The sequence below is a fragment of the Streptomyces lasalocidi genome (assembly GCF_005280215.1).
Classification (GTDB): domain Bacteria; phylum Actinomycetota; class Actinomycetes; order Streptomycetales; family Streptomycetaceae; genus Streptomyces; species Streptomyces longwoodensis.
Map to the genome: position 1 here is coordinate 3,446,177 of NZ_SZNQ01000001.1, position 25,599 is coordinate 3,471,775.

Genomic DNA, 25,599 nt, shown 5'->3' on the forward strand with positions numbered 1-25,599 from the left:
CGGTTCCCTGACGGGTTCACTCGTCCGAGGCGTGGGTGCGGCGGGGACATCCGGATCACCGACATCTACGGCGAGCAACTCACCGTCCAGGGAATCCCCGTGCGGGCGGACGTCGTCCAGGCCGCCCGGGTGCAGTTCGCCGTCCGCTGACGTGCGGTCGGCCGCCCGCGGTCACGGCCGCTCCGGGTCGTCCGCCAGGCGGGCGTGCAGGTGCACGTCGCGGAAGGCGTCCTGGCGGCCCGCCTCGAACATCGCCCCGCGCAGCGTCCCCTCGTACGGGAAGCCGCAGCGCTCCGCGACCCGGCAGGACGCCTCGTGGCCCAGCGCGTGGCCCAGCTCCAGCCGGTACAGGCCGCCTTCGCCGAGTGCCCAGCGGGCCGCCAGGGTCAGGGCGCGGCTCGCCACGCCCCGGCCGCGCGCCCCGGGCAGGACCCAGTAGCCGACCCGTCCGCTGCGCGTGACCCGGTCGATCATGTTGACGCCGACGTGGCCCAGCACCGTCCCGTCCTCCGCGTCGGCGATCCGGAACGACACGGAGGTGCCCTCGGCCGTCTGCCACGCCTTGGCCCGCAGGGACTCCCGGGAGCTCGCGAGGTCGGTCACGGGCCTCAGCGGCGTGTTCCACCGCAGGAACTCCTCGTCGGCCTGACCCCGCCACCACGCGTCGGCGTCGGCGTCCGACTCCGCGTCCCAGGCTCCGAGTACGAGGCCGTTCCCCCGCAGGACGGGGGGCGCGCCGCCTTCATGGATCGTGTTCATCCGGCCATTCAAACGCCCCGCGCGGGGCCGCTCGCGGGCGGGCCCGCGTCCGGCCCTCCTCATGTGTGATCAATCCGCAACCAATTGTGGTCTTGACCGAGACCCATCAATCCAGGGCGTGATTACGCTCGCGCTCATGGCCGACGACACCACTCCCGACGCGACCGCTTCCGCGCCGCAGCCCGCCGACCGCCCCGTCTACGTCATCGGCGGCGGCCCGGGCGGACTCGCCGCCGCGCACGCCCTGCGCGCGCAGGGCGTGCGGGCCGTGGTGCTGGAGAAGTCCGACCGGGTGGGCGCGTCCTGGCGGGGGCACTACGACCGGCTGCACCTGCACACCACCCGCCGCCTCTCGGCGCTGCCCGGCCTGGCGATGCCGCGCCGCTTCGGGCGCTGGGTGTCCCGCGACGACGTGGTGCGCTACCTGGAGAAGTACGCCGAGCACCACGAGCTGGAGATCGTCACGGGCGTCGAGGTCTCGCGCGTCGAACGGTCCCCCGACGGCACCGGCTGGCTGCTGCACGCCACCGGCGGCCGGCGGCTGACCGGCGCCGCGGTGGTCGTCGCCACCGGCTTCAACCACACCCCGCGCGTGCCCGACTGGCCGGGCCGTGACACGTACACCGGGGAGTTCCTGCACGCCTCCGCCTACCGCGACGGCGCCCCGTACGCGGGCCGGGACGTGCTGGTCGTCGGGGTCGGCAACACCGGCGCGGAGATCGCCGTGGACCTGGTGGAGAGCGGGGCGGCGCGGGTCCGGCTCGCGGTGCGCACGGTCCCGCACATCGTGCGCCGCTCCACCGCCGGCTGGGCCGCCCAGTACACGGGTGTGCTGGTACGGCGCCTGCCCGTCGCGCTCGTGGACCGGCTGGCCCGGCCGATGGCGCGGCTCAGCGTGCCCGACCTGTCGGAGCACGGGCTGCCCCGCCCCGGCACCGGGCTCTACAGCCGGGTCACCGAGGGCGCCATCCCCGTGCAGGACGTCGGCCTGATCGACGCGGTCCGCACGGGCCGGGTCGAGGTCGTGGGCGCCGTCGAGGGGTTCGAGGACGGCGAGGTGCTGCTCGCCGACGGCGGCCGGATCTCCCCGGACACGGTGATCGCGGCGACCGGGTACGTCCGCGCGCTGGAGGGCCTGGTCGGTCACCTCGGCGTCCTCGACGGCCGGGGCAGACCGGTCGTGCACGGGGCCCGCACCCCCTCGGGCGCCCCCGGCCTGTACTTCACGGGCTTCACCAACCCGATCAGCGGCATGCTCCGCGAGCTGGCGATCGACGCGCAGCGCATCGCGAAGGCCGTCGCCCGCGAGGGCGGCGAGGGCCTGTCCCGCCTGCCCGCGTAGGGCCGGCGGGAGTCCCGGAGCGCCTACGCCGTCGCCACCACCGTCAGCGGCGGCGCCGGGCTGCGCCGGATCACCAGCGCCATCAGGGCCGCCGCCGCGCACAGGGCGCCGGAGGCGTACCAGACGACGTCGTAGGAGCCGAAGACGTCGCGGGCGACGCCGCCGAGGAAGGCGACCAGGGCCGCGCCGACCTGGTGGGAGGCCAGCACCCAGCCGAAGACGATGGCGCTGTCCTCGCCGTACTGCTCGCGGCACAGGGCAAGGGTCGGGGGCACCGTGGCGACCCAGTCGAGGCCGTAGAAGACGATGAAGAACAGCATCGGCGGGTGGACCGTGGGCGCCAGGAGCATCGGCAGGAAGAGCAGGGAGACGCCGCGCAGGGCGTAGTAGACGGCGAGCAGGCGGCGCGGCTCGAAGCGGTCGGTGAACCAGCCGGAGGCGATCGTGCCGACCACGTCGAACACGCCGATCACCGCCAGCAGCGAGGCAGCCGCCGTCACCGGCATGCCGTGGTCGTGGGCGGCGGGCACGAAGTGGGTCTGCACCAGGCCGTTGGTCGAGGCGCCGCAGATCGCGAAGGTGCCGGCCAGCAGCCAGAACGGGCCGGTGCGCACCGCCGACAGCAGCACCCGCACCGCGCGGCTCGCGGCGCCCCGCACCGGGGCGGGCTTGGGCACGAACTCCGTGGCGCCGTACGGCGTGAGGCCCACGTCCGCCGGGTGGTCGCGCAGCAGCAGCCAGACGAAGGGGACGACGGCGAGGGCCGCGAGGGAGACGGTGACCGCGGCCGGACGCCAGTCGTGGTGGGTGATCATCCAGGACAGCAGCGGCAGGAAGATCAGCTGGCCGGAGGCGGAGGCGGCGGTGAGGATGCCGCTGACCAGGCCCCGGCGTTCGGTGAACCAGCGGTTGGTCACCGTCGCCGCGAAGGCCAGCGCCATCGAGCCCGAGCCGAGGCCCACCAGCAGGCCCCAGCACAGCAGCAGCTGCCAGGCGGCCGTCATCCACACGGTCAGGCCCGAGCCGAGGGCGATCACGGTGAGGGCGACGGCGACCACCCGGCGGATGCCGAAGCGGTCCATCAGCGCGGCGGCGAACGGCGCGGTCAGCCCGTACAGCGCGAGGTTGACCGAGACGGCCGCGCCGATCGTGCCGCGCGACCAGCCGAAGTCCTCGTGCAGCGGGTCGATGAGCAGGCCGGGCAGGGAGCGGAAGGCGGCCGCGCCGATGATCGTGACGAAGGTGACGGCGGCGACGAACCACGCCCGGTGCACTCGGGTGCGGCGGGGTCCGGGGAGGGGGCCGGTGGCTCCGGCCGGCGGGGACACGTCGGTTGTCTGGGTCACGGCACCGAGCTTGCGCTGTCCGCGCTCCGTCAACGAGTGGCCCGAGGGACAGCATTCGTTAGGATCAGGCCATGAGCCGTGGCCCGCAGACCCCGCCGTTCCGGCCGCACCGCGTCGTCGTCCTCGCGCTGGACGGCCTGCTGCCCTTCGAACTGGGCATCCCGCACCGGATCTTCGGCCGCCCCGAGGACGCGCGTGGGCGGCACCTGTACGAGGTCGTGACCTGCTCGGTCCGCCCGCCGGGCCCGGTCGAGACCGACGCCGACTTCGCGGTGCACGTCCCCCACGGGCCGGAGGCGCTGGCCACCGCGGACACGGTGATCGTCCCGGCGTCGTACGAGCTGGGGCCGGTGCACGACGAGGGGGTGCTCACCGAGGAGCTGGCCGCCGCCCTGGCCCGCATCCGGCCCGGCACGCGGCTCGCGTCGATCTGCACCGGCGTCTACGTCCTGGCCGCCGCCGGTGTCCTCGACGGGCGCCCGGCGACCACGCACTGGGCGGACGCCGACCGGCTGCAGCGGATGTTCCCGCGGATCAGGGTCGACCCGGACGTGCTGTTCATCGACGACGGCGACGTGCTGACCTCGGCGGGTGTCGCGGCCGGGATCGACCTGTGCCTGCACATGGTCCGCCGCGACCACGGTACGGCGGTCGCCAACGAGGTGGCCCGCCGTACGGTCGTCCCGCCGCACCGGGACGGCGGGCAGGCGCAGTACATCGAGCGTCCGGTGCCGGACCCGCAGCAGGCGACGACCACGGCGGCGCGCGCGTGGGCGCTGGGCCGGCTGCACGAGCCGATCCAGCTGCGCGACATGGCCGCGCAGGAGGCGATGTCGGTCCGGACGTTCACCCGCCGCTTCCGTGAGGAGGTCGGGGTGAGCCCCGGCCAGTGGCTCACCCAGCAGCGCGTCGAGCGCGCCCGGCACCTGCTGGAGTGCTCCGACCTGTCCGTGGACCAGGTGGCCCGGGACGCCGGTTTCGGCACGGCCCAGTCCATGCGCCAGCACCTGCAGGCGGCGCTGGGGGTGACGCCGACGGCCTACCGGCGGACGTTCCGGGCGGCCGGGGTGGGGGCGTGAGCGCGGGGCGTCAGGCGACCCTGGAGTGCGCCGGCCGCGCGCCCGGGCCGGGCTCCGGGACCTCGTCCTCGGCCAGGAACAGGTCCTCCTCCCCGAAGTCCGGGGCCTGGAAGGGGTTCATCGCGGGACGGGGTGAGGCCGCCGCCGTGGAACGGCGGGGCTGCCCTTCCGGAGCGGAGAACAACGAGGTGGGTTCGATGAGAGGTCTCTCTTTCGGTACGGGCCCCTCGGGGGAGCCCGGTGGGCCGTGACCGGGCCCTGCGGGTTCTACAGCTTGGTCATCTTGGCGTACGGGCTCAGGATCCGCATCTGCGTTGATCCGAAGTCGACGAGCGCGGCGATGCCCTCCTCGATCCCGATCACCCGGCCGAGACCGTGCGCGTCGTGGGTGACCTGGTCCCCCACGGCGAAGTACTTGGGAGCGGGCGCGACGGGCGCCTTGAAGGGGCTGGTCGGCAAATGACGCTTCGATGCAGCGGGTTTGGTCATCCCTCAGTATGAGCCCACCCACCCCCCCTCCGCTGTGGCCGTCGGCACAACAATGCGGGAAATAACGGGGTCCGCCCCGCTGACCTGGCCTTTCCCGGAGGCGGTGCGGAGAAATTGCCCGGGCCCGAGGGCCGTCCCCCCGCATCCGGAACGTTGTCCACAGGCTGTGGAGGAAGTGGTGGGGTTCCGCGGGCGCCGCGCGGACGCGACGCACACGCGACGAACACCCGACGGGACACCCGACGAAAGGGACTGTTCGGCTGGCGGCGCGCCGTACCCGCCCCGAGCACGGCACCGCGCGCCGCCATCCGACTCCGGCGTCCGCACCCCGCTCCCGGCCGCGCCGGAGCGGGAGCCCCCCACCGGTTCCCGTGGCCCCCGAGGGAACCTGCGCCGGATCCGCGACCCGCACTCGCCGAGGGCTCCCGTCACCGAGCCCCTCGCCGTCCCCTCGCGGCGCGTCGCAGACCACAAGCGTGATCAAACGGACACCTGCCCGTCAACACCCGATTGAAGGTTTGTTACCTTTTGCGGCTTTCGCCGAGGCCGCGCACGGAAGCACGCCCGGGCGCACGGCCCGGCCGGCCTGACGGTCCGTCGGCGCCCGCTGCACCGGCCCACGCGCCCCCGCGCGGCACGCCCCGCGGCCCGGCACGCCCCCGCCCGCGCTACACCGCCTCGTAGGCGAACCCCTCGAAGCCGCCGTACGCCCCGTACGACCCGTAGGTCTCGAAGGCCGGCTCGGGACACCGTGCGTCGCCGCCCCGGTCCGCGCCCGCGTCCCCGGACGGGTCGCAGCGGTCCAGTTCGCACCAGATCCGCTTGCCCGCGCCCTCCACGCTCCAGCCCCAGCGGTCGGCGAGCCCGTCGACGAGCGCGAGGCCCCGGCCGCCCGTCGCGTCACCGCCGGCACACCGGAGCACGGGTGCGCGGGAGCAGGCGTCGGCCACCTCCAGGCGGAGCGTCGCGCCCTCGGCCGTCTCCGGCTCCGGCAACGACAGCCGCAGCACGGCCGGACACCCGGTGTGCAATACGGCGTTGGTGACGAGCTCCGAGACGAGCAGGACCAGCGCCTCGGCGATCGGCTCGTCCGCCGCTATGCCGGACCCGGCCAGACGCGCACGGGCCCACTTCCGGGCGCGCCCCACCTCAGCGGGGTCGGGCCGGATCTCCAGCTGCACTTGAAGCACCTGCACCGCTACACCATCCGAACCGGCGGACACACGGCCGCACGGCACGCGAAGAACACGCGACGCACGGGCACCACGACGACAAGGGCCACGATCGTAGCCATTTTCTGCATGACCAGAACAACGGCCGCGGAGAGAGTGACGGACCGTGACTCCCGTGCGGGACAGCTTGGTTGACGTTGCGTCACCTCAACAAGGGCTTCGGGCATATTCCCGCGCGAAGGAGTACCCGTGCGGCATACTGTGCGACGCTCGCCGAGGGGAGTCGAACAGGCACCACCGGCGGGCTGCGCACCGGGAACCACTCGCATGGCACCGACCGTACCCGAGCGCCCGCCGACTCCGGGCGGTGACGGACGACGACGGCCGTCCCACCCGTCACCGCCAGATCTTCACGCTCCGTGACCGCCCACTGCCACGATCGGCGACATCGTCGGCTCGGCCCGGTCCGCCCCACGCGGCGCGGGCCGCCCCGCCACCCAGCGAACTGCTGCGGCGCCCGGGCGTGTTGCGCGGGCCGTCACGCCGGGACCGTGAAGTAGCGGGCGAACGCCGGGACGACGTCCGGCTCGCCGACCTTGCCGTCGCCGTCCGCGTCCAGCGCGCGGACCGCCGCACCGGCCACGTTCTCGGGGACGCCGAGGGCCCGCAGGGCGCGCACGGTGTCCTCGACCGTGGCGGCACCGTCGCCGTCGGTGTCGGCGACCGCGAGCGCGGCGTGCAGGAAGGGCCGGGCGATCTCGGCGAACCGGTCGGGGTTGTCGCTCAGGCGCTTGACCGCGCCGTTCACGAACTCGTCCCGGGTGATGCGCTGGTCGCCGTCGCGGTCCGCTATCCCGGCCATGCCCTGCCAGAACGCCTCGGCGCCGGCGTACAGCGCCTGCCCCCGGTCGGACCGGGCCGCCGTGGCGAACTCGGCGAGCAGCGCCTTGGCCGCGCCGCTGAAGTCCTCCCGGTCGATCCAGCCGTTGCCGTCCTGGTCGAAGGTGGCGAACCGGGCGGCGATCCTTCGCTCGTACTCGCTGCTGACCATGTCCTTGGGCCGCCTAACGTCGTCACGTGGGGTTTCTCTGGCAGGGAGCGTACGTCGCACACGGCGTCCGGGGGGCCGGGGGACGACGTCTGTGCCAGGACCGGGGGAATTCCGGGACAACGGCGTGGCACGCCGGGCCGGGGGCGGGCGGAGCGGCGGGCCGACGGCGGGGCGGGGCCCGACGGTGCGGCCGGGGTGGTGACGGGGCACGGGGTGGTGGAAGGGAGCGGGGGCGGCGCGGCGCGGGGTGCCGTGCGCCCGGCCCGGCTCACGCCGACAGCGGCTCGGTGTCGTCGACGAGCGCGTCCTCGAGGCAGAGGTGGACGTCGAAGAGGCGCCGCACGCCGAGCGCACCGAAGACCCGGTTGACGTGGGACCCCTCGACGGCCCCGGCGGCCGGCAGGACCAGGCGCAGGCTGCCCTGGCAACTGCGCAGCAGACGGCGGGCGGAGATGAGGACACCGACCCCGCTGGAGTCGCAGAAACGCACGTCGGAGAGGTCGAGGACGAGGCTGTGCCGGCCGTCGGCCACCTCGTCGTGCACCCGCTGCCGCAGCCCGGGTGACGTCACCAGATCCAGCTCGCCCGACACGTGGAGCACGACCCATCCGCCCTGCTCGCCGCCGGTCACCTTGAACGCCACCACCACACCCTTCGCTCGCCGGAGAGGAAGCGGCCGGCAGATGCGGAAGCGGTGCTTACGCTTCCCGTCGCTTCCTTGCAGCGCAGCTGCCCAGCGGCCGTTCCCGGAAACGCCGATCCAGAAACGGGAAGGAAAGGAAGGAGGCTTGTTTCAGTCGAGATCGGTCCTGTTCGATCGGAAGCGGACACATTCGGGCACGCCAAAGAACGGACGGAGGAGCGGACAAGGCCCTTACCATCCCTCACCACGCAGGGGGCGCACATTGCGACAAAGGGGAGTGCTTCTTTCGACGTGCCGACTACATTCGAGGTGACGGTGGGCGCAGGCTGGACGCGAAGAGACGGGTGAGGGGGCCGCATGGCGAAGAAGGACGCACCGCCCCGCTGGGACCGCAAGATGCAGCAGCGGCTCGCCCGCGGCGAGGCGGCGGCCCTCGGCGAGCTCTACGACCGGTTCGCTTCACTGGTGCACGGACTCGCCCACCGCGTCCTCGGCGACGAGCGCGCCGCGGACGGCATCACCCGCGAGGTCTTCGTCCACGTCTGGGAACACCCCGAGTCCTACGACCCGAACGAGGGCCCGCTGCGCACCTGGGTCGCCGGCCTCACCCACCGCCTCGCCGTGCAGCGGCTGCGCGACACCGGCACGGCCGCCCTGGCCCGCGGCGGCCCCGGCACCACCGAGGAACTGGAGCACCGGGTCCGCCACGCCTCCGTCGCGGCCCGCGCCGACTACATCGTCCAGTCGATGCCGGCCCCGCTGCGCGCCGCGCTCGAACTGGCCTACTTCCAGCGCCGCGACTACCGGCAGGCCGCCGCCGACATCGGCATCACGGAGGAGGAGGCCCGCCGCCGGCTCCGCCTCGGCCTCCAGCTGCTGTCCACCGCCCACGACGCCGCCTCCCCCGGCGCACCGCCCGGGTACGGGGGTGCGGCGTGAGCGGAACCACCGGCTCCGAGGCGTACGACGGCGACGACGAGCACGACCACGCAGGGCAGGGCCCCGGGGGCCCGCGCGGAGGCGGCGGCCGCGGGCCCGACCACCCGCAACCGCCGCCGCGCATACCGGCGCCGCGCACCTCGGTGGAGGACGGCGGACTGCCGCTGCCCGCGGTGCCGGACAGGGAACAGGGGGAGGACGTGCAGGGCATGCGGGAGAACCTCCAGGAAAGCCTGCGGCAGGACCTGCAACGGCTCGGTGAACTCACCGGCACCGCCGGCCCCGAGCCGGCACCCGAGCTGGAGCACCCGGTGCTCACGTCCCTGCTCGGCGCGTGGGCGCTGGCCGCCTGCTCCGCCGAGGAGACGGCCGCCGTGGAGGCCCACCTCGGCGTGTGCGGCACCTGCGCCGACGAGGCGCGCCGGCTGCGCGAGGCGGTCGGGCTGCTCCAGCGCCCCGACAGCCTCGACCTCGACCCCGGCCTGCGCACCCGCGTCCTCGAACGCTGCCTGGAGCGGCGGCCGCCGCGTATCCCGGTGCCCGACTGGGCGCTGTCGTACGACGCCGAGACCGCGCGACTGGACGCGCTGCTGCAGGACTTCGGGGACGCCGAGTGGCACGCGCCCGTGCGGCTGCGGTGGTTCGGCGACGAGGGGGCGAGCAACCGCCGTACGACCGTCGCCGGGGTGATCGCGCACCTGCTCGCGGTGGACGGGCTGGTCGCGGCGGCGCTCGGCCTCGACGACCCGCTGGAGGAGGGCGGCGCCCCCACACCACCGCAGGAGCGCACCGAGCGGTACTGGCGCAACGCCCACTTCCCGCCCACGCGTTCGGTGCGCGGGCCGTGGCGGGAGCAGACGCACGCCCTGGTGCGCACGGTGTCGTTCACCCAGGGCACGGGGCTGCTCGGGGTGTCGTACGGCGGGTTCGAACTGCCGTTGCGGGACGCCCTGGTGGACCGGGCGTTCGAGTGCTGGGTGCACGCCGAGGACATCGCGGACGCGGTGGACTACCCCTACGAGCCGCCCGCGCCGCGGCACCTGCACGGGATGATCGACCTGGCCGTACGGATGCTGCCGGGCGCGCTCGCGCAGCGGCGGCAGGCGGGGCTGGCGGCGCCGGGCGGCGACAGCCGGCACCTGGTGGCCGCGGGCCGGCCCGGGCGCAGTGTCCGCCTGGAGATCGAGGGGCGGGGCGGCGGCGACTGGCTGGTGCCGCTGGACTCACCGGCGGCGGTGGGCTCCGCGGAACACCAGGTGGCGCACGTGGCGCTGGACGATGTGGAGTTCTGCCGGCTGGCGGCGGGACACGTGTCCCCGCGGGAGGCTGCGGCGGGGCAGGTGGGGGATCAGGGGGCCATCGGGGACGTGCTGTCGGCGGTGGCGTCGTTGAGCCGGCTGTAGGGGGTGGCCGGGGTCGCGTCGGCGGCTGCGGGTGCGTGGGGGCCGTTCGCGCAGTTCCCCGCGCCCCTGGAGGCCGGACCAGTGTCCCTACCCCCCAGGGGCGCGGGGAACTGCGCGACCGGCCACGAACCACCCGCAGCCGCCGACGCGACCGCACCCCCACCCCCCTAGGCGAACACCACCGTCCGGCGCCCGTTGAGGAGAATCCTCCGCTCCGCGTGCCACTTCACGGCCCGCGCCAGCGCCTGGCACTCCACGTCCCGCCCGACCGCCACCAGCCCCTCCGGCGTCACGTCGTGGCCGACGCGCTCGACCTCCTGCTCGATGATCGGCCCCTCGTCGAGGTCCGCGGTCACGTAGTGCGCGGTCGCCCCGATGAGCTTCACGCCCCGCGCGTGCGCCTGGTGGTACGGCTTGGCGCCCTTGAAGCTCGGCAGGAACGAGTGGTGGATGTTGATGATCCGGCCGCTCAGCTGCTTGCACAGGTCGTCCGAGAGCACCTGCATGTAGCGGGCGAGGACGACCAGTTCGACACGCTCCTCGCGGACCAGCTCCAGCAGCCGCGCCTCGGCCTCCGGCTTGGTCTCCCTCGTCACCGGGATGTGGTGGAAGGGGATGTTGTACGAGGACACCAGTTCCTGGAAGTCCGTGTGGTTGGAGACCACCGCCGCGATCTCCACGGGCAGCGCCCCGATGCTGGCCCGGAACAGCAGGTCGTTCAGGCAGTGCCCGAACCTGCTCACCATCAGCACGACGCGCATCTTCTCGTCGGCCCGGTGGATCTGCCAGTCCATGTGGAAGGAGTCACCGATCGCCGCGAAGCTCGCCCGCAGCTTGTCCACCGTCACCGGCGACTCCGCCGAGAAGTGGACCCGCATGAAGAACAGTCCCGTGTCGTGGTCGCCGAACTGCTGGCTGTCCTCGATGTTGCAGCCGGTCATGAACAGGTAGCTCGACACGGCGTGCACGATGCCCTGCTTGTCGGGGCAGGACAGGGTCAGGACGTACTGGTCGGCGGGGGCCGCCGCGGCTCGGGTGGACTGCTCGTTCATGCAGCACAGGGTCGCACACACGGGCCCCGCGCCCCACCGTCGTCCCGCTACGCGGACCGGGTCATGATCTGCAGCACCTCGAGGGTGCGCGGCGGCTGGTCGGGGTCCTCCCCGTCGCTCACCGACATCCGCACGTGCGCGTCGCGCGCCGCCCGGACCGCCTCCGGCCAGCCCGCGTGCTCCAGGTAGGCGGACACGGGCGCGTCCGGACCGACCTGATGCATGATCCGCAGCACCCGCAGCACCGCCGTGTCGACGAGCGCCGCCTCCTGGGAGTCCCGGAAGATCGTGCCGACGTACTTCTCGGCCGACCAGTTGTCCAGCCAGGTGTCCTCGACCAGGCGGTACACGGCGTCGGTGACGTCGCCGTACCCGTCGACGCCCGCCAGCCAGACGTTCCGCTGGAACAGCGGGTCGGAGAGCATGTGCAGCGCCGAGCGCACGTTGCTGCGCCAGCGCCACCACGGCATGTCGTTGAGGGGCATGCCGCCCATGGTGGAGGAGCGACGGCCGCGACGGGAAGAGTTCTCCGAACCTTGCACGGTCATCGATCGTACGTTCCGCCCCACGCCCGTCCGACCGGCCCCCGCAATTCACCTGTACGTCACCATCCGTTGACCGCCGGTCACCGCGGGGTTCCGGATGTGGCGGAAGCGTGTGGGGGCATGACCGGCAGGCGACGTACGCGAAGCACCTTCCTCCCCTGGCACCACCGCTTCACCCGGCACGTCAGATCGTCCGCGCTCCTCGCGGGTGCCCTGACCGCCAGTGCGTCACTCCTCGCCGGCTGCGGGGTCATCCCCGGTACCACGGGGGGTTCCGGGGACACCTCGATCACGGTCATGACCTGGGCGCCGGAGGACACCAGCGCCACCAACAAGCCCGGCATGCCCGCCTTCGCCCGCGCCTACGCGCGCTGGATCAACGCCCAGGGCGGCCTCGGCGGCCGCGCGCTGAAGGTCCTGACCTGCAACGACCGCAACGACTCGGTGGGCGCCGCGAAGTGCGCCCGGCGCGCGGTGAAGGAGGGGGCCGTCGCGGTCGTCGGCTCCTACAGCCAGTACTCCGACTCGTTCTTCCCCACGCTGCAGGGCGCCGGCATCCCGTACATCGGCGGCTACGGCGTCACCAACGCCGAGTTCACCAGCCCCCTGTCGTACCCGGTCAACGGCGGCCAGCCCGCGCTGCTGGCCGGGCTCGGCCGGGAGCTGTCCGGGGTCTGCGGCCGGGTGGCCCTGGTCCGCCCGGACACCATCGCCGGTGACGCCCTGCCCAGCCTGCTGGACTCCGGCCTGGACGCGGGCGGCCACGCGGACGCCACCGACCAGCCGGCCGCTGAGGACGCCACCGAGTACTCCGCCCAGGCCCAGAAGGCCCTCGCCGAGGCCACCCGCGGAGGCGGCAAGGGCTGCGTGGTCCCCGCGCTCGGCGGCCGCACCAGCACCTTCATGGACTCCTTCCGGCGCGACGACGACGCCTCCTCGGTGCGCACCGCGACCGTCCTCGGCAGCGTCGACCAGACCGTGATCAACTCGACGGGCGGGGCGGCCGGCCCGTACGAGGGCGCCTACGTCACCGGCTGGTACCCGGTCGCGAGCGATGCGCGCTGGAACGGTATGAAGAAGATCATCAGCGACGAGGCGTTCACCGACAACCGCATCGAGGCCGACGACACCGGGGTGCAGACGACGTACATCGCCTACACCGTGTTCAAGAAGGTCGTGGAGTCGCTCGGGAGCGGCCAGGTCACCGCGGACACCGTCCGCAGCGCCCTGGACGACGGGCTGAGGATCGAGACCGGCGGGCTCACGCCGACGCTGCGCTGGCAGTTCGCCGACCGGCTCGGCTCGGTCGGCCTGCCGCGCCTGGTCAACGCCGACGTGAGCCTCCAAGTGGTGCGCAAGGGCCGGCTGGTGGCCGCCAAGAGCGGCTCCGTCGACGTGACCGCGACGCTGGAGTCGGCGAACCTCGACTGAGCTGCCTGAGCCGCGCCCCCGCGGGGCGCGGCCCGGCCCGGTCAGAGCTGGGTCGGTTGGCGCTCGGTCAGCCCGTACTTGCGCGCGATGCCGTTCCACAGCTGTGCGGCCTTGGTCTTCTGGGCGCTGGCGGTGCCGCTGGCCCGGTTGCCGGCCTGGGTCTCCGGGGTCGTGCGGGCCTGGCCCTTCCGGCACGCCTTCTTGTTGCCTGCGACCTGGTCGGCCCAGGCCGCGTAGTGGTTGTCGGCCTCGGCGGACGCCTGCCACGCCTTGGTGAGCGCGCTGGTCAGCGCAGCGTGGTCGGGCAGCTCGTCCACGGTCAGGCCGTCCAGCCGGGTCACCAGGTCGGTGCGCTGGCCGGCCGCGGCCCGCAGGTCGGTGGCGGCCTGCTGGAGGTTGGTGCACGCCTTGACGTCCGCCACCGCGCCGATCACGCTCGCCCGGCTGCTGCCGCTGTCCGCCAGCAGCTTGTCCAGCGCGACCGCCTGTTCCTTCGCGGGGTCGGCGGCCGTCGACGCGGACCCCGACCGCACGGGCGCCGACGCGGACGCCGGCTGGTCGTCGCCGCCGCCCCCGCCGCCCCCGCCCGCCATGAGCGCGCCCGCGCCGACGCCGACGACCACGATGGCCACGCCGATCGCCGCGATCAGCGGCACCCGGGACCCCGTACGTCCGCTGCCGCGCCGTCCGCCGTGGTCGTCGGCGTCGTCGTGCACCGCGCGCCGGCCGCCGGGCGGGAGGAACGAGGGCGGGGCGGAGCGGCCCGCGCCCTGACCGGCGGGACCCGCGGGGCCGCCCGGTCCGGGCTCGGTGAAGCGGGGCATCTGCTGGGTGGAGCCGGCCGGGGACTCGCCCCGGAACAGGTTGGCGAACTCGGCGGGCGGCTGCCGGTCGCCCCCGTCGCCGCCGTACGGCGGCTGGCCCGGCTGTCCGGCGACGGGCGGGATGTACTGCGTGGCCTCGGCGTCGGAGCCACCGGGCTGCCCCTGCGCGTGCGGGCCCGTGCCCAGGTAGTGGGTCGCCTCGGCGGGCGTCTCCGGCGGCAGCGCGCCCCCGCCGACCGGCGGCAGGAACTGGGTCGCGCCCTCGTCCGGGCGGGCGCCGACGGGAGGTATGTACTGCGTGGCCTGCTGGTCCCCGTGCGCCCCGGGGACCGGCGGTATGTACTGCGTGGCGCCCTCGTCGGCCGGGACCGGCGGTATGTACTGCGTGGCGCCCTCGTCGGACGTCGGCGGCAGCGGGGAGCCGGGCACGCCGTGGCCGTACGACGGCGGCTGCGCGCCCTCGGGGGGCAGCGGGCCCGGGCCCTGCTGGGGCGCCGGGTTCCACTGGCCGGAGTCGGCGGGCTGGGCGCCGCTCCACTGCTGGTGCTGGTCGGCGGGGAGCGGCCAGCCGCCCTGACCGGACTGGCCGGACTGGCCGTGCTGCCCGTGCTGGCCGACGGACGGCTGGGCAGCCTGCCCGTGCTGGTCGGGGCCCCAGGGCTGGCCCCAGGTCTGGCCGGGGGCGGGCTGCGGTGCGCCGTAGGAGGGCTGCTGCTGGTCGCCGTAGGAGGCCTGCTGCTGGTCGCCGTACGGGGGCTGCTGCGGGCCGCCGTAGGAGCCGTGGCCCTGCTGGTGCGGGTCGGCGTAGGAGCCGTGCCCGGGCTGCGGGGCGCCGTAGCCGCCGTGGGCGTCGTCGCCCGGGTGGGCGGGGGCGGCGTGCCGGGCGCCGTACGGGTCGTGCTCGGGGCGCCCGTCCTCGCCGCTCGTCGTGCCCGGCAGCAGGGGCGCGCCGCCGTCCGAGGGCAGCACGATGCCTTCGCGCGGGGACCGCGCCGAGGGCTCCTCGCCCTGTCCACTCTGCGTCACCGGGACTCCTGTGAATGGGGGACCTTCGGAATCGTCGGCTCACGCTACCGGCTCCGCGGAACCCCGTGCCACGCAGCTCAGGACGTGACCTCCTTCCCTGTGACGTCGCTAACAGACCGGTGACACAACAGGGGCGCCGTGCGCTGTAGTTGACCCGCCCCGGCGCCCCCTGCGGCTACGCGGCGGCGGGCAGGTCCAGGCGGGCCCCGAACTCCCTGACCACCGGCTCGTCGCGGTACGGCTCCAGCCGCTGCTGGAGGTCCTCCAGGTACTCGGCACCCCGGTTGGAGCGCAGGGTCTCCAGCAGCTCGACCGCCTTCAGGCCGGTGCTGCACGCCTGCTCGACCTCGCGCTGCTGCACCTGCGCGCTGGCCAGCAGCACGTAGCCGATGGCGCGGCGGCGGGCCCGGCCCTCCGGGTGCCCGGCGAGGGCCTGCTCCGCGCAGCGCGCCGCCGCCTCGGCCTGGCCGAGGTCGCGGTGGCAGTGCGCCAGCTCGTCCGCCAGGTACGCCTCGTCGAAGTGCGCGATCCACGCCGGGTCGTCCCCGGAGGCGGGGTCGGCCGCCTCCAGCGCGGACACCGCCCGCCCGGACGCGTCCTGCGCGGCGCGCGCGTCGCCCAACAGGGCGTGGCCCCGGGCCTCGGCGGCGTGGAACATCGCCTCCGCGCGCGGGGTGACCCGCCCACGGGCCCCCTCCTGGGCCGCGCGCGCCAACTGGGCGATCTCGCGCGGGTTCCCGAGCTGGGCCGCGAGGTGGCTCATGGACGCGGCGAGGACGTAGCCGCCGTAGCCGCGGTCCCCGGCCGCCTGGGCGAGCCGCAGCGCCTGGATGTAGTACCGCTGGGCCAGGCCCGGTTGGCCGGTGTCCACGGCCATGTACCCGGCGAGTTCGGTGAGTCGGGCCACGGCGGCGAACAGGTCGCGGCCGACGGCCTCCCGGTAGGAGCCGGCGAGCAGCCCGGAGACGACGCTGTTGAGGTAGTGCACGACGACCGGGCGCACGTGCCCGCTGCCGTACTGGTGGTCCAGGTCGACCAGCGCCTGCGTCATGGCCCGCACGGCCGCGACGTCGGACTGTCCGACCCGGGGCCCCGCCGAGCGCGCCACCTGGGCGTCGGGCGCGGAGATCAGCCAGTCGCGGCTGGGCTCGACGAGCGCGGAGGCGGCCACCGAGGACCCGGACAGGAAGTCCCGCCGGCCCACGTCGCTGCGCCACAGCTCGCAGACCTGCTCGATGGCCCCCAGTACCGTCGGCGAGAACTGGAGGCCCACGCCCGAGGCGAGGTTCTTGCCGTTGGCCATGCCGATCTCGTCGATCGTGACCGTCCGGCCGAGCTTGCGGCCGAGCGCCTCGGCGATGATCGCCGGGGCCCGGCCCCGGGGCTGCTGGCCGCGCAGCCAGCGGGCCACGGAGGTCTTGTCGTAGCGCAGGTCGAGGCCGTGTTCGGCGCCGCACATGTTGACGCGGCGGGCGAGTCCGGCGTTGGAGCATCCGGCTTCCTGGATGAGCGCCTGCAGCCGTTCGTTCGGCTGCCGCGCGACAAGCGGCCTTGCGGCCATGGCATAACCCCCTGCGAACCCCTTGGAACGAAAGATCCGGCCGTGAAGATCGATGCCCCGCGTACATACCGAAAATGCGGGACATGCGAGGATTGCCGGGGTAAGCCACCAGCCGACCCCGGACGGTGCCTACCCGTTCCCGCCCCCGTTCCTGCCGCGCGCCCCCGCGCGTGCACCTGTGCGCCCCGGAGCCCGCGGCGGTGCTCCTCCCCCGCGCACAGGGCATGGCGTAACCCCTGGTGACGGCTGGAGTTGTGTTCATCGTGGAAGAGACCATCCCGGGAACCGAAGCCGCTCAGATCCCGAAGCAGCGCGGGGAACCGCTGCTGGAGACCGCCGTCCGCTACGCCGGGGAACGGCACTGGGAGGTGTTCCCCGGCACCTGGCTGGAGGCGGTCGACGGGGTGCAGCGCTGCTCGTGCGGCGACCCCGCGTGTGCGGCACCGGGGGCCCATCCCGCGCGGCCCGACTGGGCGAGCCAGGCGACGGGCAGCGCGACCGTCGTCCGCCGGATGTGGCAGAGGCAGCCCACGGCGTCGATCCTGCTGCCCACGGGACGGACGTTCGACGCGGTCTCCGTGCCGGAGACGGCCGGGTTCCTCGCCCTCGCGCGCATGGAGCGCATGGAGGTGCCGCCCGGCCCGGTGACGCTCGCCCCCGACCGGCGGATGTACTTCTTCGTGCTGCCGGGGGCCGCCGCGAAGGTCCCGGACCTGGTGCACGCGCTCGGCTGGGCGCCCGCGTCGCTGGACCTGGTGGCGCTCGGCGAGGGCGCCTACGTGGCCGCGCCGCCCACCCGGTTCGGGTCGGGCGGGGCCGTGCAGTGGGCGAACCGGCCGACGCAGGCGAACCGGTGGCTGCCGGACGCCGAGGAGTTGGTCTCCCCGCTCGCCTACGCGTGCGGACGGGACCGGTAGCCCCCGCCGTACGTCCGCGCGCGTCCCGGTGCGGCGTGCGGCCCTCCGCGCCGCGGACACCCTGCGCCTAAGGTGCGTGCATGAACTCTGCTGTACGTGTGCACGGCCTGTGGAAGCGGTTCGGGCAGCAGGTCGCCGTGGCCGGGATCGATCTCGACCTGCCCGCGGGGCGGTTCATCGGGCTGGTGGGACCCAACGGCGCGGGCAAGACCACCACCCTGTCGATGGTGACCGGGCTGCTGCGGCCCGACGGCGGGACCGTCGAGGTCGTGGGGCACGACGTGTGGCGGGACCCGGTGGCGGTGAAGGCCCGCATCGGCGTGCTGCCCGAGGGACTGCGGCTGTTCGAGCGGCTGTCGGGGCGCGAACTCCTCGGGTACACCGGGCGGTTGCGGGGCCTGCCCGGGGCCGAGGTCGACAAGCGGGCCACCCAGCTCCTCGACGTCCTCGACCTCGCCGGCGCCCAGCACAGGCTCGTCGTCGACTACTCCACCGGCATGCGCAAGAAGATCGGCCTCGCGGCGGCGCTGCTGCACAACCCCGAAGTGCTCTTCCTGGACGAGCCGTTCGAAGGCGTGGACCCGGTGTCGGCACAGACCATCCGGGGCGTGCTGGAGCGGTACACGGCCTCCGGCGCCACCGTCGTCTTCTCCTCCCACGTCATGGAGCTCGTCGAGTCGCTGTGCGACTGGGTGGCCGTGCTGGCCGCCGGGCGGATCCGCGCCCACGGCCCGCTGGAGGAGGTGCGCGGGTCGGCGCCGTCGCTGCAGAAGGCGTTCCTGGAGCTCGTCGGCGCCCGGGAGCGCGACGCCGGCTCCGACCTCGACTGGCTGGGCGGCGGCCCCCGGTGAGCGCGCCGACCGCCGTCGTCGTACGGCTGAAGCTGTCGCTGCTGCGCAACGGGCTGCGGCAGTCCGCGGGCCGGCGGGCGGCCTACGTCGCCTCGGCCGTCGTCGTCCTGTTGTTCGCCGCGCTGCAACTGGTGGGGCTCATCGCCCTGCGCGGGCACGCGCACGCCGCGTCCCTGGTGGTGCTGCTGGTGGCGGTGCTGGCGCTCGGCTGGGCGGTGATGCCGCTGTTCTTCCCCAGCGGGGACGAGACGCTGGACCCGACCCGGCTGGTGATGCTGCCGCTGCGGCCCCGGCCCCTGGTGCGGGCGCTGCTGGCCGCCTCGCTGGTCGGCATCGGGCCGCTGTTCACCGCGCTGGTGCTGGCGGGCTCCGTGGTGTCGGTCGCGCACGGGGCGGCGGCGTACGGCGTCGGCGTCCTCGGGGCCGTGCTGGGGCTGCTGGTGTGCGTGACGCTGGCGCGGGCCGTGGCCGCCGCCAACATCCGGCTGCTGACCAGCCGTCGGGGGCGCGACCTGGCCGTGCTGAGCGGACTGGTCGTCGCGATCGGCGCGCAGGTGGTCAACTTCGGGGCCCAGCGCCTGGGTTCCTCGGGGCTCGGCCAGCTGGACCCGGCCGCCGACGTGCTGCGGTGGGTGCCGCCCGCCGCCGCGATCGGCGCCGCGGACTCCGCGAGCGAGGGGTCGTACGGCACGGCGGCCGCACAACTGCTGCTCACCCTGGCCGCGTTGGCGGCCCTGCTGGTGCTGTGGGAGCGCAGCCTGACCCGGCTGATGACCGCGCCCGACGGGTCCACGCTCCAGGCCGCCGGGGCCGGGACGCGGGAGCGGCGCGGGTCGTCCGGGCTCGCGCGGCTGCTGCCCGCCGGGCGCACCGGGACCGTGATGGAGCGCAGCCTGCGCTACGTGTGGCGGGACCCCAAGACGAAGGCGGCCTGGGTCACGTCCCTGGCGATCGGCCTGATCGTGCCGGTGTTCAACGCCCTCCAGGGCACCGGTTCGCCGTACTTCGCGTGCTTCGCCGCCGGGATGCTCGGCATCCAGATGTACAACCAGTTCGGGCAGGACACCTCCGCCTTCTGGATGGTCGCGCTGAGCATTTCCTCCACCCGGGACGCCTACGCCGAACTGCGCGCCCGGGCGCTGGCGCTGCTGGTGATCACCCTGCCCTACACCGCCCTCGTCGCCGTGGTCACCACCGGGCTGCTCGACGACTGGCCCCGGCTGCCGGAGGTGCTCGGGCTGTCCTGCGCGCTGCTCGGCGCGATGCTCGCGACCGGCGCCTGGACCTCGGCCCGCTTCCCCTACTCGATCCCGCAGGAGGGCTACAAGAACGTGGCCCCCGGGCAGGCGGGCCTCGCCTGGATCGCGATCTTCGGCGGCATGGTGGCGGCCGCCCTGCTGTGCGCCCCGGTGATCGCCGCGACGATCTGGCTGAACGTCAGCGCGGGCGGGGCGGCGTGGACCTGGGTGCTGCTGCCGGTGGGCGCGGCCTACGGCGCGACGCTGACCTGGCTGGGCCTGCGCCTCGCGGCCCCCCGCACGGCGGCCCGCCTGCCGGAGATCCTGACGGCGGTGAGCAAGGGGTAGCGGACCGGGGCCTTCGGGGACCGTCGCCTCAGCCGGTGAGCACCCCGTCCAGGAACGGCTCGACGGCCTCCCGCCACCCCTCCGGCTGGTCGTAGTGCACCAGGTGTCCCGCGTCGGCCACCTCGGCGTACTCGCCCCGGGGCAGCACCCGCACCATCTCCTGCGCCTCCGCCCGCCCCAGCTCGCCGTCCAGCCCGCGCACGACCAGCGTGGGGCACCGCACCTGGGCCAGCTCCTCCCAGTGGGCGTCGTACACCCAGGTCTCGCGGGAGCGCAGCATCTGCTCGGGCTCGAAGACGGGCCGCCAGCCGTCGGCCGCCTCCTGCATGACCTCGGCGTAGAACGCGCCGCGGGAGGGGCTGGGCCGCTCCACCCAGGGGTCGTCCTCGCCGAACCACTTCCGGACGTCGGCCAGGGTGGCGAAGGGCAGGGGCCAGGTCCGGAACCAGTCGGCCCACTCGCGCTGCGAGGCCGCGCCGAGCGCGGAGGCCCGCATGTCGCAGACGACGAGGCCGCGGACGAGGTCGGGGCGCTTGGCGGCGAGCTGCCAGGCGGTCAGGGCGCCCATGGCGTGGCCGATGACGACGGCGGGGGCGAGGCCGAGCTGCTCGAGGGCGGCCTCGGCGTCCTCGACGTACGCCTCGCGGGTGTACGACGCGGCCCGGGGCGGCTTCTCGCTGCGGCCGTGGCCGCGCTGGTCCAGGGCGACGGCGCGGTGCCGCCCGGAGAGCCAGCGGGCGGTGGGGGCCCAGTGGGAGGCGCGGCCCATCAGGCCGTGCAGTAACAGCACCCCGGCGCCCCGGTCCCGCTCCGGGCCGTCGACCGGGCCGGGGTCACCCTTGGGCGGGTCGCCGAACTCCCAGGCCGCCAGGCGCACGCCCCCCGCCCCGGTCACGTCGATGCGTCGCGCCATTGGTACTGGCACCCCCTGGCTTGGCTCGCCGGCTTCCCACACTCACATGGCTCAGCGCACGCGGTGTTGCACGCGTGTCACACGCAGACTATCGAACTCGTATTCGAAAAACGCCTGGGTGCCAGGCAACACCCCTCGTTCGAGTGACCCCCCTCAAGGAATGATCGCCGCTGCCGAGGGGAGACCTTCTGCGGGAGGCGGACCGCTCGGGGAAAGAGGTCCGAGGGGAACGACCCTGAGAGCTCGGGGCTCCGGGTCGACACAGGGGAGGACAGGCCCCGGTGCCGTACGGCACCGGGGCCCTCCTGTCGTCTGCGGCACATCGTCCCGCCCCCTCCGGTCCCATGCCTCACGCGACAGCCTGGCACGAGACGCGGTGCGGCGCTGCGGTTTTCCGCCCGGCTCCTCCCTGGGCGCGCGGCACCGGGCCGCCTCAGCGCTTGGCGACGAAGACGTGGGAGGCGACGTCCGACGCGAGCTCGGCGGCCTCGCCCCCGCTGCCGACCAGCACCCCGCCGGCCGACTCGGTGACGCTCACCACGGAGCCGGGCTGCACCCCGGCGCGGCGCAGGGTGTACATCAGCTGGGCGTCGGTCTGGATGGGCTCGCCGATCCGGCGCACGACGACCGTCTTGCCCTCCAGGCCCGGGTGGAGCTCGGCCAGCGAGACCATGCCCTCGTCCAGGAACGGGTCGGCGCCGTCCTTCTCGCCCAGCTCCTCCAGGCCCGGGATCGGGTTGCCGTACGGCGACTCGGTGGGGTGGCGCAGCAGCTCCAGCACGCGCCGCTCGACGGCCTCGCTCATCACGTGCTCCCAGCGACAGGCCTCGGCGTGCACCTGCTCCCACTCCAGACCGATCACGTCGACGAGCAGGCACTCGGCGAGGCGGTGCTTGCGCATCACGCGCGTGGCGAGGCGGCGGCCCTCGTCGGTCAGCTCCAGGTGCCGGTCGCTGGCGACGGACACCAGGCCGTCGCGCTCCATGCGCGCGACCGTCTGGCTGACCGTCGGACCGCTCTGGTCCAGCCGCTCCGCGATGCGGGCGCGCATGGGGACGACACCCTCCTCCTCCAGCTCGAGGATGGTGCGGAGATACATCTCCGTGGTGTCGATGAGTCCGGACATACGTGCCCCTCGATGAGTGTCCCGGAGGCTGGACGGCTCTCCGGCGCGTGCGCTGGCCCTGACCTCAATTCTGCCGGATCCCACTGACAACCGTGCCGTGCCGCGGGAGGCGGACGCCGGATGACGGGCCCCGGCCCCGCCCGCACGCCGTATTGACATCCCACTGGTCCAGACCGCACGGTGATCCGCGACACGGACACCCGACTCGGCAAAGGGGCCCCTCGGATGAGCGACCGCAGGCTCGCTGGGCAGTTCTTCGACGCGGCGATCGGGCTCCTGCAGCGGGTCCGCGACGAGGAGGCCGAGGCCGTCGAGGCCGCCGGGAAGCTCCTCGCGGACACCGTGGCCGACGGCGGCCGGCTCTTCGCCTTCGGCGCCGGACACTCCTCCCTCGCCGCGCAGGACGTCGTCTACCGGGCCGGCGGACTCGCCCTGATGAACCTGCTCGCCGTCCCGGGCGTCGTCGGCGTCGACGTCACCCCGGCCACCCTCGGCTCCGCCCTGGAGCGCGTCGACGGCCTCGCGGGCGCCGTGCTGGACACCGCCCCGATCGGCGCGGGCGACGCCCTGGTGATCGTCTCGCTGTCCGGCCGCAACGCCCTGCCCGTGGAGATGGCCCTCAACGCCCGCGCCCTCGGCGTCCGGGTCATCGGCGTGACGTCGGTGGCGTACGCGACGGAGACCAAGTCCCGGCACGCCTCCGGCACCTTCCTCAAGGACCACTGCGACGTCGTCCTGGACTCGAAGATCGCCGTGGGCGACGCCGAGCTGACCCTGGACTCCGTGCCCGCGCCGTTCGCGCCCGCCTCCACCGTCGTCACCGCCGCGCTGCTCCAGGCGGTCATGGCCACCGCGGCCGGGTCACTGGCCGAGCGGGGCGTCGAGCCGCCGCTGCTGCGCTCGGGCAACGTCGACGGCGGCCACGAGTGGAACGGGCGGATCATGGACGAGTACCGGGAGCGGATCTTCTACCGGCACTGAGGCCGGGGCGACCACACGGACGACGCCGACCACGGCGACGGCGATTGTCGCGACTGTCGCGAAGACCGGGGAGACGGCGCCCCGTCAGGTGTCCCCGCCCCGGTCGCCCACCGCCTCCGCGAGGTCCAGCGCCGCCGCGATCCGTACGGCCACGTCCTCCGCGTAGGCCGTGTCGGAACGCTCGAACGGGCTGCGGCCGCGCCCGCGCAGGAACGTCACCACACCCAGCGTGCGGCCCCGGCTGCGCAGCGCCGCGCACAGCGCGTGCACCGTGTCCTCGGGCCACTGGCGGGTGCGCGCCCACTCGCGGGCCTGGTCGGGCGGCACGCTGCCGGCGCCGGCCCGCACGGACCCGGCGCGGGCCACGCACTGCAGCGCCGGGTGGCCGTCGGCGTAGCGCGCGGGGAGCCCCGCGCGGCCGGTGAGCGCGCTGGGGCCCGGGCCGCCGCCGGAGGGTGTCTCGACGATGCGGACGAGCCGCAGCGGCGCCCCGGCCGGGCGTCCTCCGCCCGCGCCCGTCGCGCCGCCCTCGGACGGCGCCGTACCGCCGGTGACGCGGTCGATCAGGGCGTGGTCGGCGAATCCGGCGAGGGCGAAGTCGAGGTGCACGGTGACCGCCTCGGCGGGGTCCTCGCACTCGGCGGCCGCGCGGGCCGCCCGGTGCAGCTGGTTGCCGCGGAAGCGCAGGACGGACGCCTCCTGCTCGCCGTGCTTGGCCTCGGTGACGTCCTGGAACACCCAGCCCACGCCGAGCGGCACCGGCTCCTCCGCGAGCGGGGAGGCCAGCCGCAGGAAGCCACTGCGCCAGCAGCGCCGCTTCTCGCCGTCCGGGGTGCGCACCCCGACCCACACCTCGGCGAGCGCGGGCGGGGCGCCCTCGGCGAGGACGTGCGTGAGGGCGTTCTCCACCTCCTCCACGCCCTGGGTGAGCAGTTCGCCCAGCGGGCGGCCCAGCGCGGCCGTGCGGCCGGTGCCCAGCGCGCGCGCCGCGTGCGCGTTGACGACGGCGGGCCGCAGGTCGGCGTCGACCAGGACGACGCCCCAGGAGGCGTCCTCCAGGAGCGCCTCGCTCAGCGCGATGGACCGCTCCAGGTCGATCTGGGCGTGCACCTCGCTGAACGCGCAGTACAGGCCGGCGGGCGTGCCGTCGGGGCCGCGCACCGCGGCGGACTGGGTGCGCACGAGGACCCGGCCGCCGTCCTTGGTGACCAGCGCGAACTCGTGCACCTGGCGGCCCGGGGCGCGCATGGCCGCTCGCAGCCGGCCCTCGACCTCCTCGGCGTCGGCCTCGCGCACCGCCCAGCCGGCGAACCCGTGCCGGCCGACGGCCTCCGCCGCCGTCCAGCCGAGGATGCGCTCGGCCTCCCGGTTCCAGTGGGTGACGACGCCGTCCGCGTCGAAGGCGCACAGCGCCGCGTCCATGCCGTCCAGGAGCGCGGCGAGCAGGTCGGCGCCGTCGGGGTGCTCGGGGTGGCCGGGACCGCCGGGCGGCGGGGTGCCGGAGCCGGCACCGCCCCGGTCGGGCGGCTCGGGGCCGTCGTCCGGCCCCAGCTCGTCCGTGGTCCCACTACGCCGGGAAGCACTCACCTGGACCCCCATGCCGGACGCGTCGGCAGCGACGGCGCGCCGGTTCGCTCACGGGCCGCCACCGGCCCTTTCCCTGGCCTTCATTCAACTCGAACGTGATGCAGCACACACAGGGTTCCTGCAATATTGCAGAGCAATCGTTGTGGACCGGACCGTCCCCGGCGCGCCGCCCCTCGGGTACCCGCCCCTACGCGTGCTCCCACCCGCTCAGTCGCAGGTCGATCCACAGGTCGCTCTCCCCGTCCAGCACGTAGCGGTCGGTCTCGGCGAACCCGCGCGCGAGGGCGAAGGCGAGGCCGTCCTCGTTGGCCGCCAGCACGCACGTCTCGACGGCCCCGGCGCCGAGCACGCGCGCGTGGGCGAGGCCGTCGTCGTAGAGGACGGTGCCCAGGCCGCGCAGCCGGTGCTCGGGCAGCACGCGCGCGATGACGGTCGCCACGGCCTCCTCGCCCTGCGGCGGGCGCACGGTGGAGCAGCCGACGAGCACGTCACCGGCGTAGGCGTTGCACAGGCGGTTGCGGCCCGCACGCGCGCGGACCGCGTCGAGCGGCAGGGCGGCCGGGGGCACGATCGTGTTGTGGACGTGCTGCCAGTCCCGCAGGGCGCCGGCGTCGTCGGCGGCCACGGGGACGATGCGGAGATCGGTCACCCCGGCAGCCAAGCGCGCCGCGCCGACCTGCGTCAACGGCGTATCGGGGGCGGCCGGACGCGGGACCGGACGGGGTGCGCGAAAAAAACGGTTGATCCAGTGGCGAACGGTTCTTAGGGTTGCTACCACTTCGGAAAGGAGGTGGTTCGGCAGATGTATGCATACCGGACGGAAGAGGTGACTGCGGGCTAGCGGTCCGCCGTCAGACTCGGTTCGGCGCCGGACCAGCGTGTGCGCGACACACGCAGCCGGCCAGTTCCACGCAGTCACCCGACCCGCGAGTCGCCGGTACGTCCGGCCGGCTCCTCCCCCGGGAGGAACCAGACT

At 74.5% G+C, this 25,599-nt stretch carries 23 protein-coding genes and 1 pseudogene; 10 read left to right on the forward strand and 14 right to left on the reverse strand.

The window, feature by feature from the left end; genetic code table 11:
* Positions 1–33: 33 nt before the first annotated feature.
* Positions 34–150 (forward strand): annotated as a pseudogene (locus tag E4U91_RS40105) (expansin EXLX1 family cellulose-binding protein); the annotation flags it as partial.
* Positions 151–171: 21 nt separating this feature from the next.
* Here E4U91_RS40105 and E4U91_RS15305 read toward each other — a convergent pair.
* Positions 172–759 (reverse strand): GNAT family N-acetyltransferase, encoded by a 588-nt coding sequence (locus E4U91_RS15305; protein WP_137307385.1) that lies wholly within the window; start codon positions 757–759, stop codon positions 172–174.
* A gap of 136 nt (positions 760–895) precedes the next feature.
* Here E4U91_RS15305 and E4U91_RS15310 point away from each other — a divergent pair, with 136 nt between their 5' ends.
* Complete coding sequence (locus E4U91_RS15310) at positions 896–2,101, forward strand: flavin-containing monooxygenase (RefSeq protein ID WP_137307386.1); 1,206 nt, start codon at positions 896–898, stop codon at positions 2,099–2,101.
* Between the two features lie 23 nt (positions 2,102–2,124).
* On the opposite strand, the gene E4U91_RS15315 is transcribed toward E4U91_RS15310, so the two are convergent.
* Positions 2,125–3,447: an MFS transporter gene (locus tag E4U91_RS15315; protein ID WP_137307387.1), complete on the reverse strand. Its 1,323-nt coding sequence runs from the start codon at positions 3,445–3,447 to the stop codon at positions 2,125–2,127.
* A 71-nt stretch (positions 3,448–3,518) separates the two neighbouring features.
* Between E4U91_RS15315 and E4U91_RS15320 the strand changes: the two genes are divergently transcribed.
* Positions 3,519–4,526 carry a GlxA family transcriptional regulator gene (locus E4U91_RS15320; protein ID WP_137307388.1) on the forward strand — a complete coding sequence of 336 codons (1,008 nt, stop codon included), beginning with the start codon at positions 3,519–3,521 and terminating at the stop codon, positions 4,524–4,526.
* A gap of 267 nt (positions 4,527–4,793) precedes the next feature.
* Here E4U91_RS15320 and E4U91_RS15330 read toward each other — a convergent pair whose 3' ends face one another.
* The 4 genes from E4U91_RS15330 to E4U91_RS15350 all read right to left on the reverse strand — a co-directional run bounded on the left by E4U91_RS15330 (position 4,794) and on the right by E4U91_RS15350 (position 7,887).
* Positions 4,794–5,015, reverse strand: a complete 222-nt coding sequence (locus tag E4U91_RS15330; RefSeq protein ID WP_137307389.1) for a CarD family transcriptional regulator — start codon at positions 5,013–5,015, stop codon at positions 4,794–4,796.
* Positions 5,016–5,683: 668 nt separating this feature from the next.
* Positions 5,684–6,196, reverse strand: a complete 513-nt coding sequence (locus E4U91_RS15335) for an ATP-binding protein (protein WP_137310832.1) — start codon at positions 6,194–6,196, stop codon at positions 5,684–5,686.
* Positions 6,197–6,725: 529 nt separating this feature from the next.
* On the reverse strand, positions 6,726–7,238 hold the full coding sequence (locus tag E4U91_RS15345; protein WP_137307391.1) for an EF-hand domain-containing protein: 513 nt from the start codon (positions 7,236–7,238) through the stop codon (positions 6,726–6,728).
* Between the two features lie 268 nt (positions 7,239–7,506).
* A complete protein-coding gene (locus tag E4U91_RS15350; protein WP_137307392.1) occupies positions 7,507–7,887 on the reverse strand; it encodes an STAS domain-containing protein in 381 nt (126 codons plus the stop codon).
* Between the two features lie 351 nt (positions 7,888–8,238).
* Here E4U91_RS15350 and E4U91_RS15355 point away from each other — a divergent pair, with 351 nt between their 5' ends.
* Both E4U91_RS15355 and E4U91_RS15360 read left to right on the forward strand, forming a co-directional pair.
* Complete coding sequence (locus E4U91_RS15355; protein ID WP_137307393.1) at positions 8,239–8,820, forward strand: sigma-70 family RNA polymerase sigma factor; 582 nt, start codon at positions 8,239–8,241, stop codon at positions 8,818–8,820.
* A complete protein-coding gene (locus tag E4U91_RS15360) occupies positions 8,817–10,223 on the forward strand; it encodes a zf-HC2 domain-containing protein (RefSeq protein WP_137307394.1) in 1,407 nt (468 codons plus the stop codon). Before E4U91_RS15355 ends, E4U91_RS15360 begins: the two co-directional genes overlap by 4 nt.
* 167 nt (positions 10,224–10,390) lie before the next feature.
* Here E4U91_RS15360 and purU read toward each other — a convergent pair whose 3' ends face one another.
* Positions 10,391–11,275 carry a formyltetrahydrofolate deformylase gene (gene purU / locus E4U91_RS15365; RefSeq protein WP_067234213.1) on the reverse strand — a complete coding sequence of 295 codons (885 nt, stop codon included), beginning with the start codon at positions 11,273–11,275 and terminating at the stop codon, positions 10,391–10,393.
* 47 nt (positions 11,276–11,322) lie between these two features.
* A complete protein-coding gene (locus E4U91_RS15370) occupies positions 11,323–11,823 on the reverse strand; it encodes an SCO4402 family protein (RefSeq protein ID WP_067234216.1) in 501 nt (166 codons plus the stop codon).
* 117 nt (positions 11,824–11,940) lie between these two features.
* Here E4U91_RS15370 and E4U91_RS15375 point away from each other — a divergent pair, with 117 nt between their 5' ends.
* A complete protein-coding gene (locus E4U91_RS15375; RefSeq protein ID WP_137307395.1) occupies positions 11,941–13,251 on the forward strand; it encodes an ABC transporter substrate-binding protein in 1,311 nt (436 codons plus the stop codon).
* Between the two features lie 41 nt (positions 13,252–13,292).
* Here the strand turns inward: E4U91_RS15375 and E4U91_RS15380 are convergent, their stop codons facing one another.
* Both E4U91_RS15380 and E4U91_RS15385 read right to left on the reverse strand, forming a co-directional pair.
* A complete protein-coding gene (locus tag E4U91_RS15380; RefSeq protein WP_137307396.1) occupies positions 13,293–15,101 on the reverse strand; it encodes a hypothetical protein in 1,809 nt (602 codons plus the stop codon).
* A 175-nt stretch (positions 15,102–15,276) separates the two neighbouring features.
* Complete coding sequence (locus tag E4U91_RS15385) at positions 15,277–16,662, reverse strand: NsdA family TPR-like regulatory protein (protein WP_137307397.1); 1,386 nt, start codon at positions 16,660–16,662, stop codon at positions 15,277–15,279.
* Positions 16,663–16,925: 263 nt separating this feature from the next.
* Between E4U91_RS15385 and E4U91_RS15390 the strand changes: the two genes are divergently transcribed.
* From E4U91_RS15390 to E4U91_RS15400, 3 genes are all read left to right on the forward strand, one after another.
* On the forward strand, positions 16,926–17,579 hold the full coding sequence (locus E4U91_RS15390; protein ID WP_137307398.1) for a bifunctional DNA primase/polymerase: 654 nt from the start codon (positions 16,926–16,928) through the stop codon (positions 17,577–17,579).
* Between the two features lie 80 nt (positions 17,580–17,659).
* Positions 17,660–18,430: an ABC transporter ATP-binding protein gene (locus E4U91_RS15395; RefSeq protein WP_137307399.1), complete on the forward strand. Its 771-nt coding sequence runs from the start codon at positions 17,660–17,662 to the stop codon at positions 18,428–18,430.
* On the forward strand, positions 18,406–20,016 hold the full coding sequence (locus tag E4U91_RS15400) for a transporter (RefSeq protein ID WP_137310833.1): 1,611 nt from the start codon (positions 18,406–18,408) through the stop codon (positions 20,014–20,016). Before E4U91_RS15395 ends, E4U91_RS15400 begins: the two co-directional genes overlap by 25 nt.
* 28 nt (positions 20,017–20,044) lie before the next feature.
* Here E4U91_RS15400 and E4U91_RS15405 read toward each other — a convergent pair whose 3' ends face one another.
* Both E4U91_RS15405 and E4U91_RS15410 read right to left on the reverse strand, forming a co-directional pair.
* Positions 20,045–20,929: an alpha/beta fold hydrolase gene (locus E4U91_RS15405; RefSeq protein ID WP_137307400.1), complete on the reverse strand. Its 885-nt coding sequence runs from the start codon at positions 20,927–20,929 to the stop codon at positions 20,045–20,047.
* Between the two features lie 433 nt (positions 20,930–21,362).
* A complete protein-coding gene (locus E4U91_RS15410; protein ID WP_067234232.1) occupies positions 21,363–22,055 on the reverse strand; it encodes an iron-dependent transcriptional repressor DtxR in 693 nt (230 codons plus the stop codon).
* A 225-nt stretch (positions 22,056–22,280) separates the two neighbouring features.
* On the opposite strand from E4U91_RS15410, the gene E4U91_RS15415 reads away from it, so the two are divergent.
* Positions 22,281–23,036: an SIS domain-containing protein gene (locus E4U91_RS15415; protein WP_137307401.1), complete on the forward strand. Its 756-nt coding sequence runs from the start codon at positions 22,281–22,283 to the stop codon at positions 23,034–23,036.
* An 84-nt stretch (positions 23,037–23,120) separates the two neighbouring features.
* Here E4U91_RS15415 and E4U91_RS15420 read toward each other — a convergent pair whose 3' ends face one another.
* Positions 23,121–24,623 (reverse strand): PAS domain-containing protein, encoded by a 1,503-nt coding sequence (locus tag E4U91_RS15420; protein ID WP_137307402.1) that lies wholly within the window; start codon positions 24,621–24,623, stop codon positions 23,121–23,123.
* 187 nt (positions 24,624–24,810) lie between these two features.
* Entirely contained in the window at positions 24,811–25,272 is a 462-nt protein-coding gene (locus E4U91_RS38990; RefSeq protein ID WP_241678589.1) for a GNAT family N-acetyltransferase, read from the reverse strand.
* Between the last annotated feature and the right edge of the window lie 327 nt (positions 25,273–25,599).

Excerpts from the sequence above, each read along its gene's own strand:
- purU (WP_067234213.1), bottom strand. The coding sequence starts at position 11,275 with ATGAACGAGCAGTCCACCCGAGCCGCGGCGGCCCCCGCCGACCAGTAC.
- E4U91_RS15345 (WP_137307391.1), bottom strand. The coding sequence starts at position 7,238 with ATGGTCAGCAGCGAGTACGAGCGAAGGATCGCCGCCCGGTTCGCCACC.
- E4U91_RS15370 (WP_067234216.1), bottom strand. The coding sequence starts at position 11,823 with ATGACCGTGCAAGGTTCGGAGAACTCTTCCCGTCGCGGCCGTCGCTCC.
- E4U91_RS15405 (WP_137307400.1), bottom strand. The coding sequence starts at position 20,929 with ATGGCGCGACGCATCGACGTGACCGGGGCGGGGGGCGTGCGCCTGGCG.
- E4U91_RS15305 (WP_137307385.1), bottom strand. The coding sequence starts at position 759 with ATGAACACGATCCATGAAGGCGGCGCGCCCCCCGTCCTGCGGGGGAAC.
- E4U91_RS15395 (WP_137307399.1), top strand. The coding sequence starts at position 17,660 with ATGAACTCTGCTGTACGTGTGCACGGCCTGTGGAAGCGGTTCGGGCAG.
- E4U91_RS15320 (WP_137307388.1), top strand. The coding sequence starts at position 3,519 with ATGAGCCGTGGCCCGCAGACCCCGCCGTTCCGGCCGCACCGCGTCGTC.
- E4U91_RS15415 (WP_137307401.1), top strand. The coding sequence starts at position 22,281 with ATGAGCGACCGCAGGCTCGCTGGGCAGTTCTTCGACGCGGCGATCGGG.
- E4U91_RS15330 (WP_137307389.1), bottom strand. The coding sequence starts at position 5,015 with ATGACCAAACCCGCTGCATCGAAGCGTCATTTGCCGACCAGCCCCTTC.
- E4U91_RS15385 (WP_137307397.1), bottom strand. The coding sequence starts at position 16,662 with ATGGCCGCAAGGCCGCTTGTCGCGCGGCAGCCGAACGAACGGCTGCAG.
- E4U91_RS15355 (WP_137307393.1), top strand. The coding sequence starts at position 8,239 with ATGGCGAAGAAGGACGCACCGCCCCGCTGGGACCGCAAGATGCAGCAG.
- E4U91_RS15410 (WP_067234232.1), bottom strand. The coding sequence starts at position 22,055 with ATGTCCGGACTCATCGACACCACGGAGATGTATCTCCGCACCATCCTC.
- E4U91_RS15375 (WP_137307395.1), top strand. The coding sequence starts at position 11,941 with ATGACCGGCAGGCGACGTACGCGAAGCACCTTCCTCCCCTGGCACCAC.
- E4U91_RS15310 (WP_137307386.1), top strand. The coding sequence starts at position 896 with ATGGCCGACGACACCACTCCCGACGCGACCGCTTCCGCGCCGCAGCCC.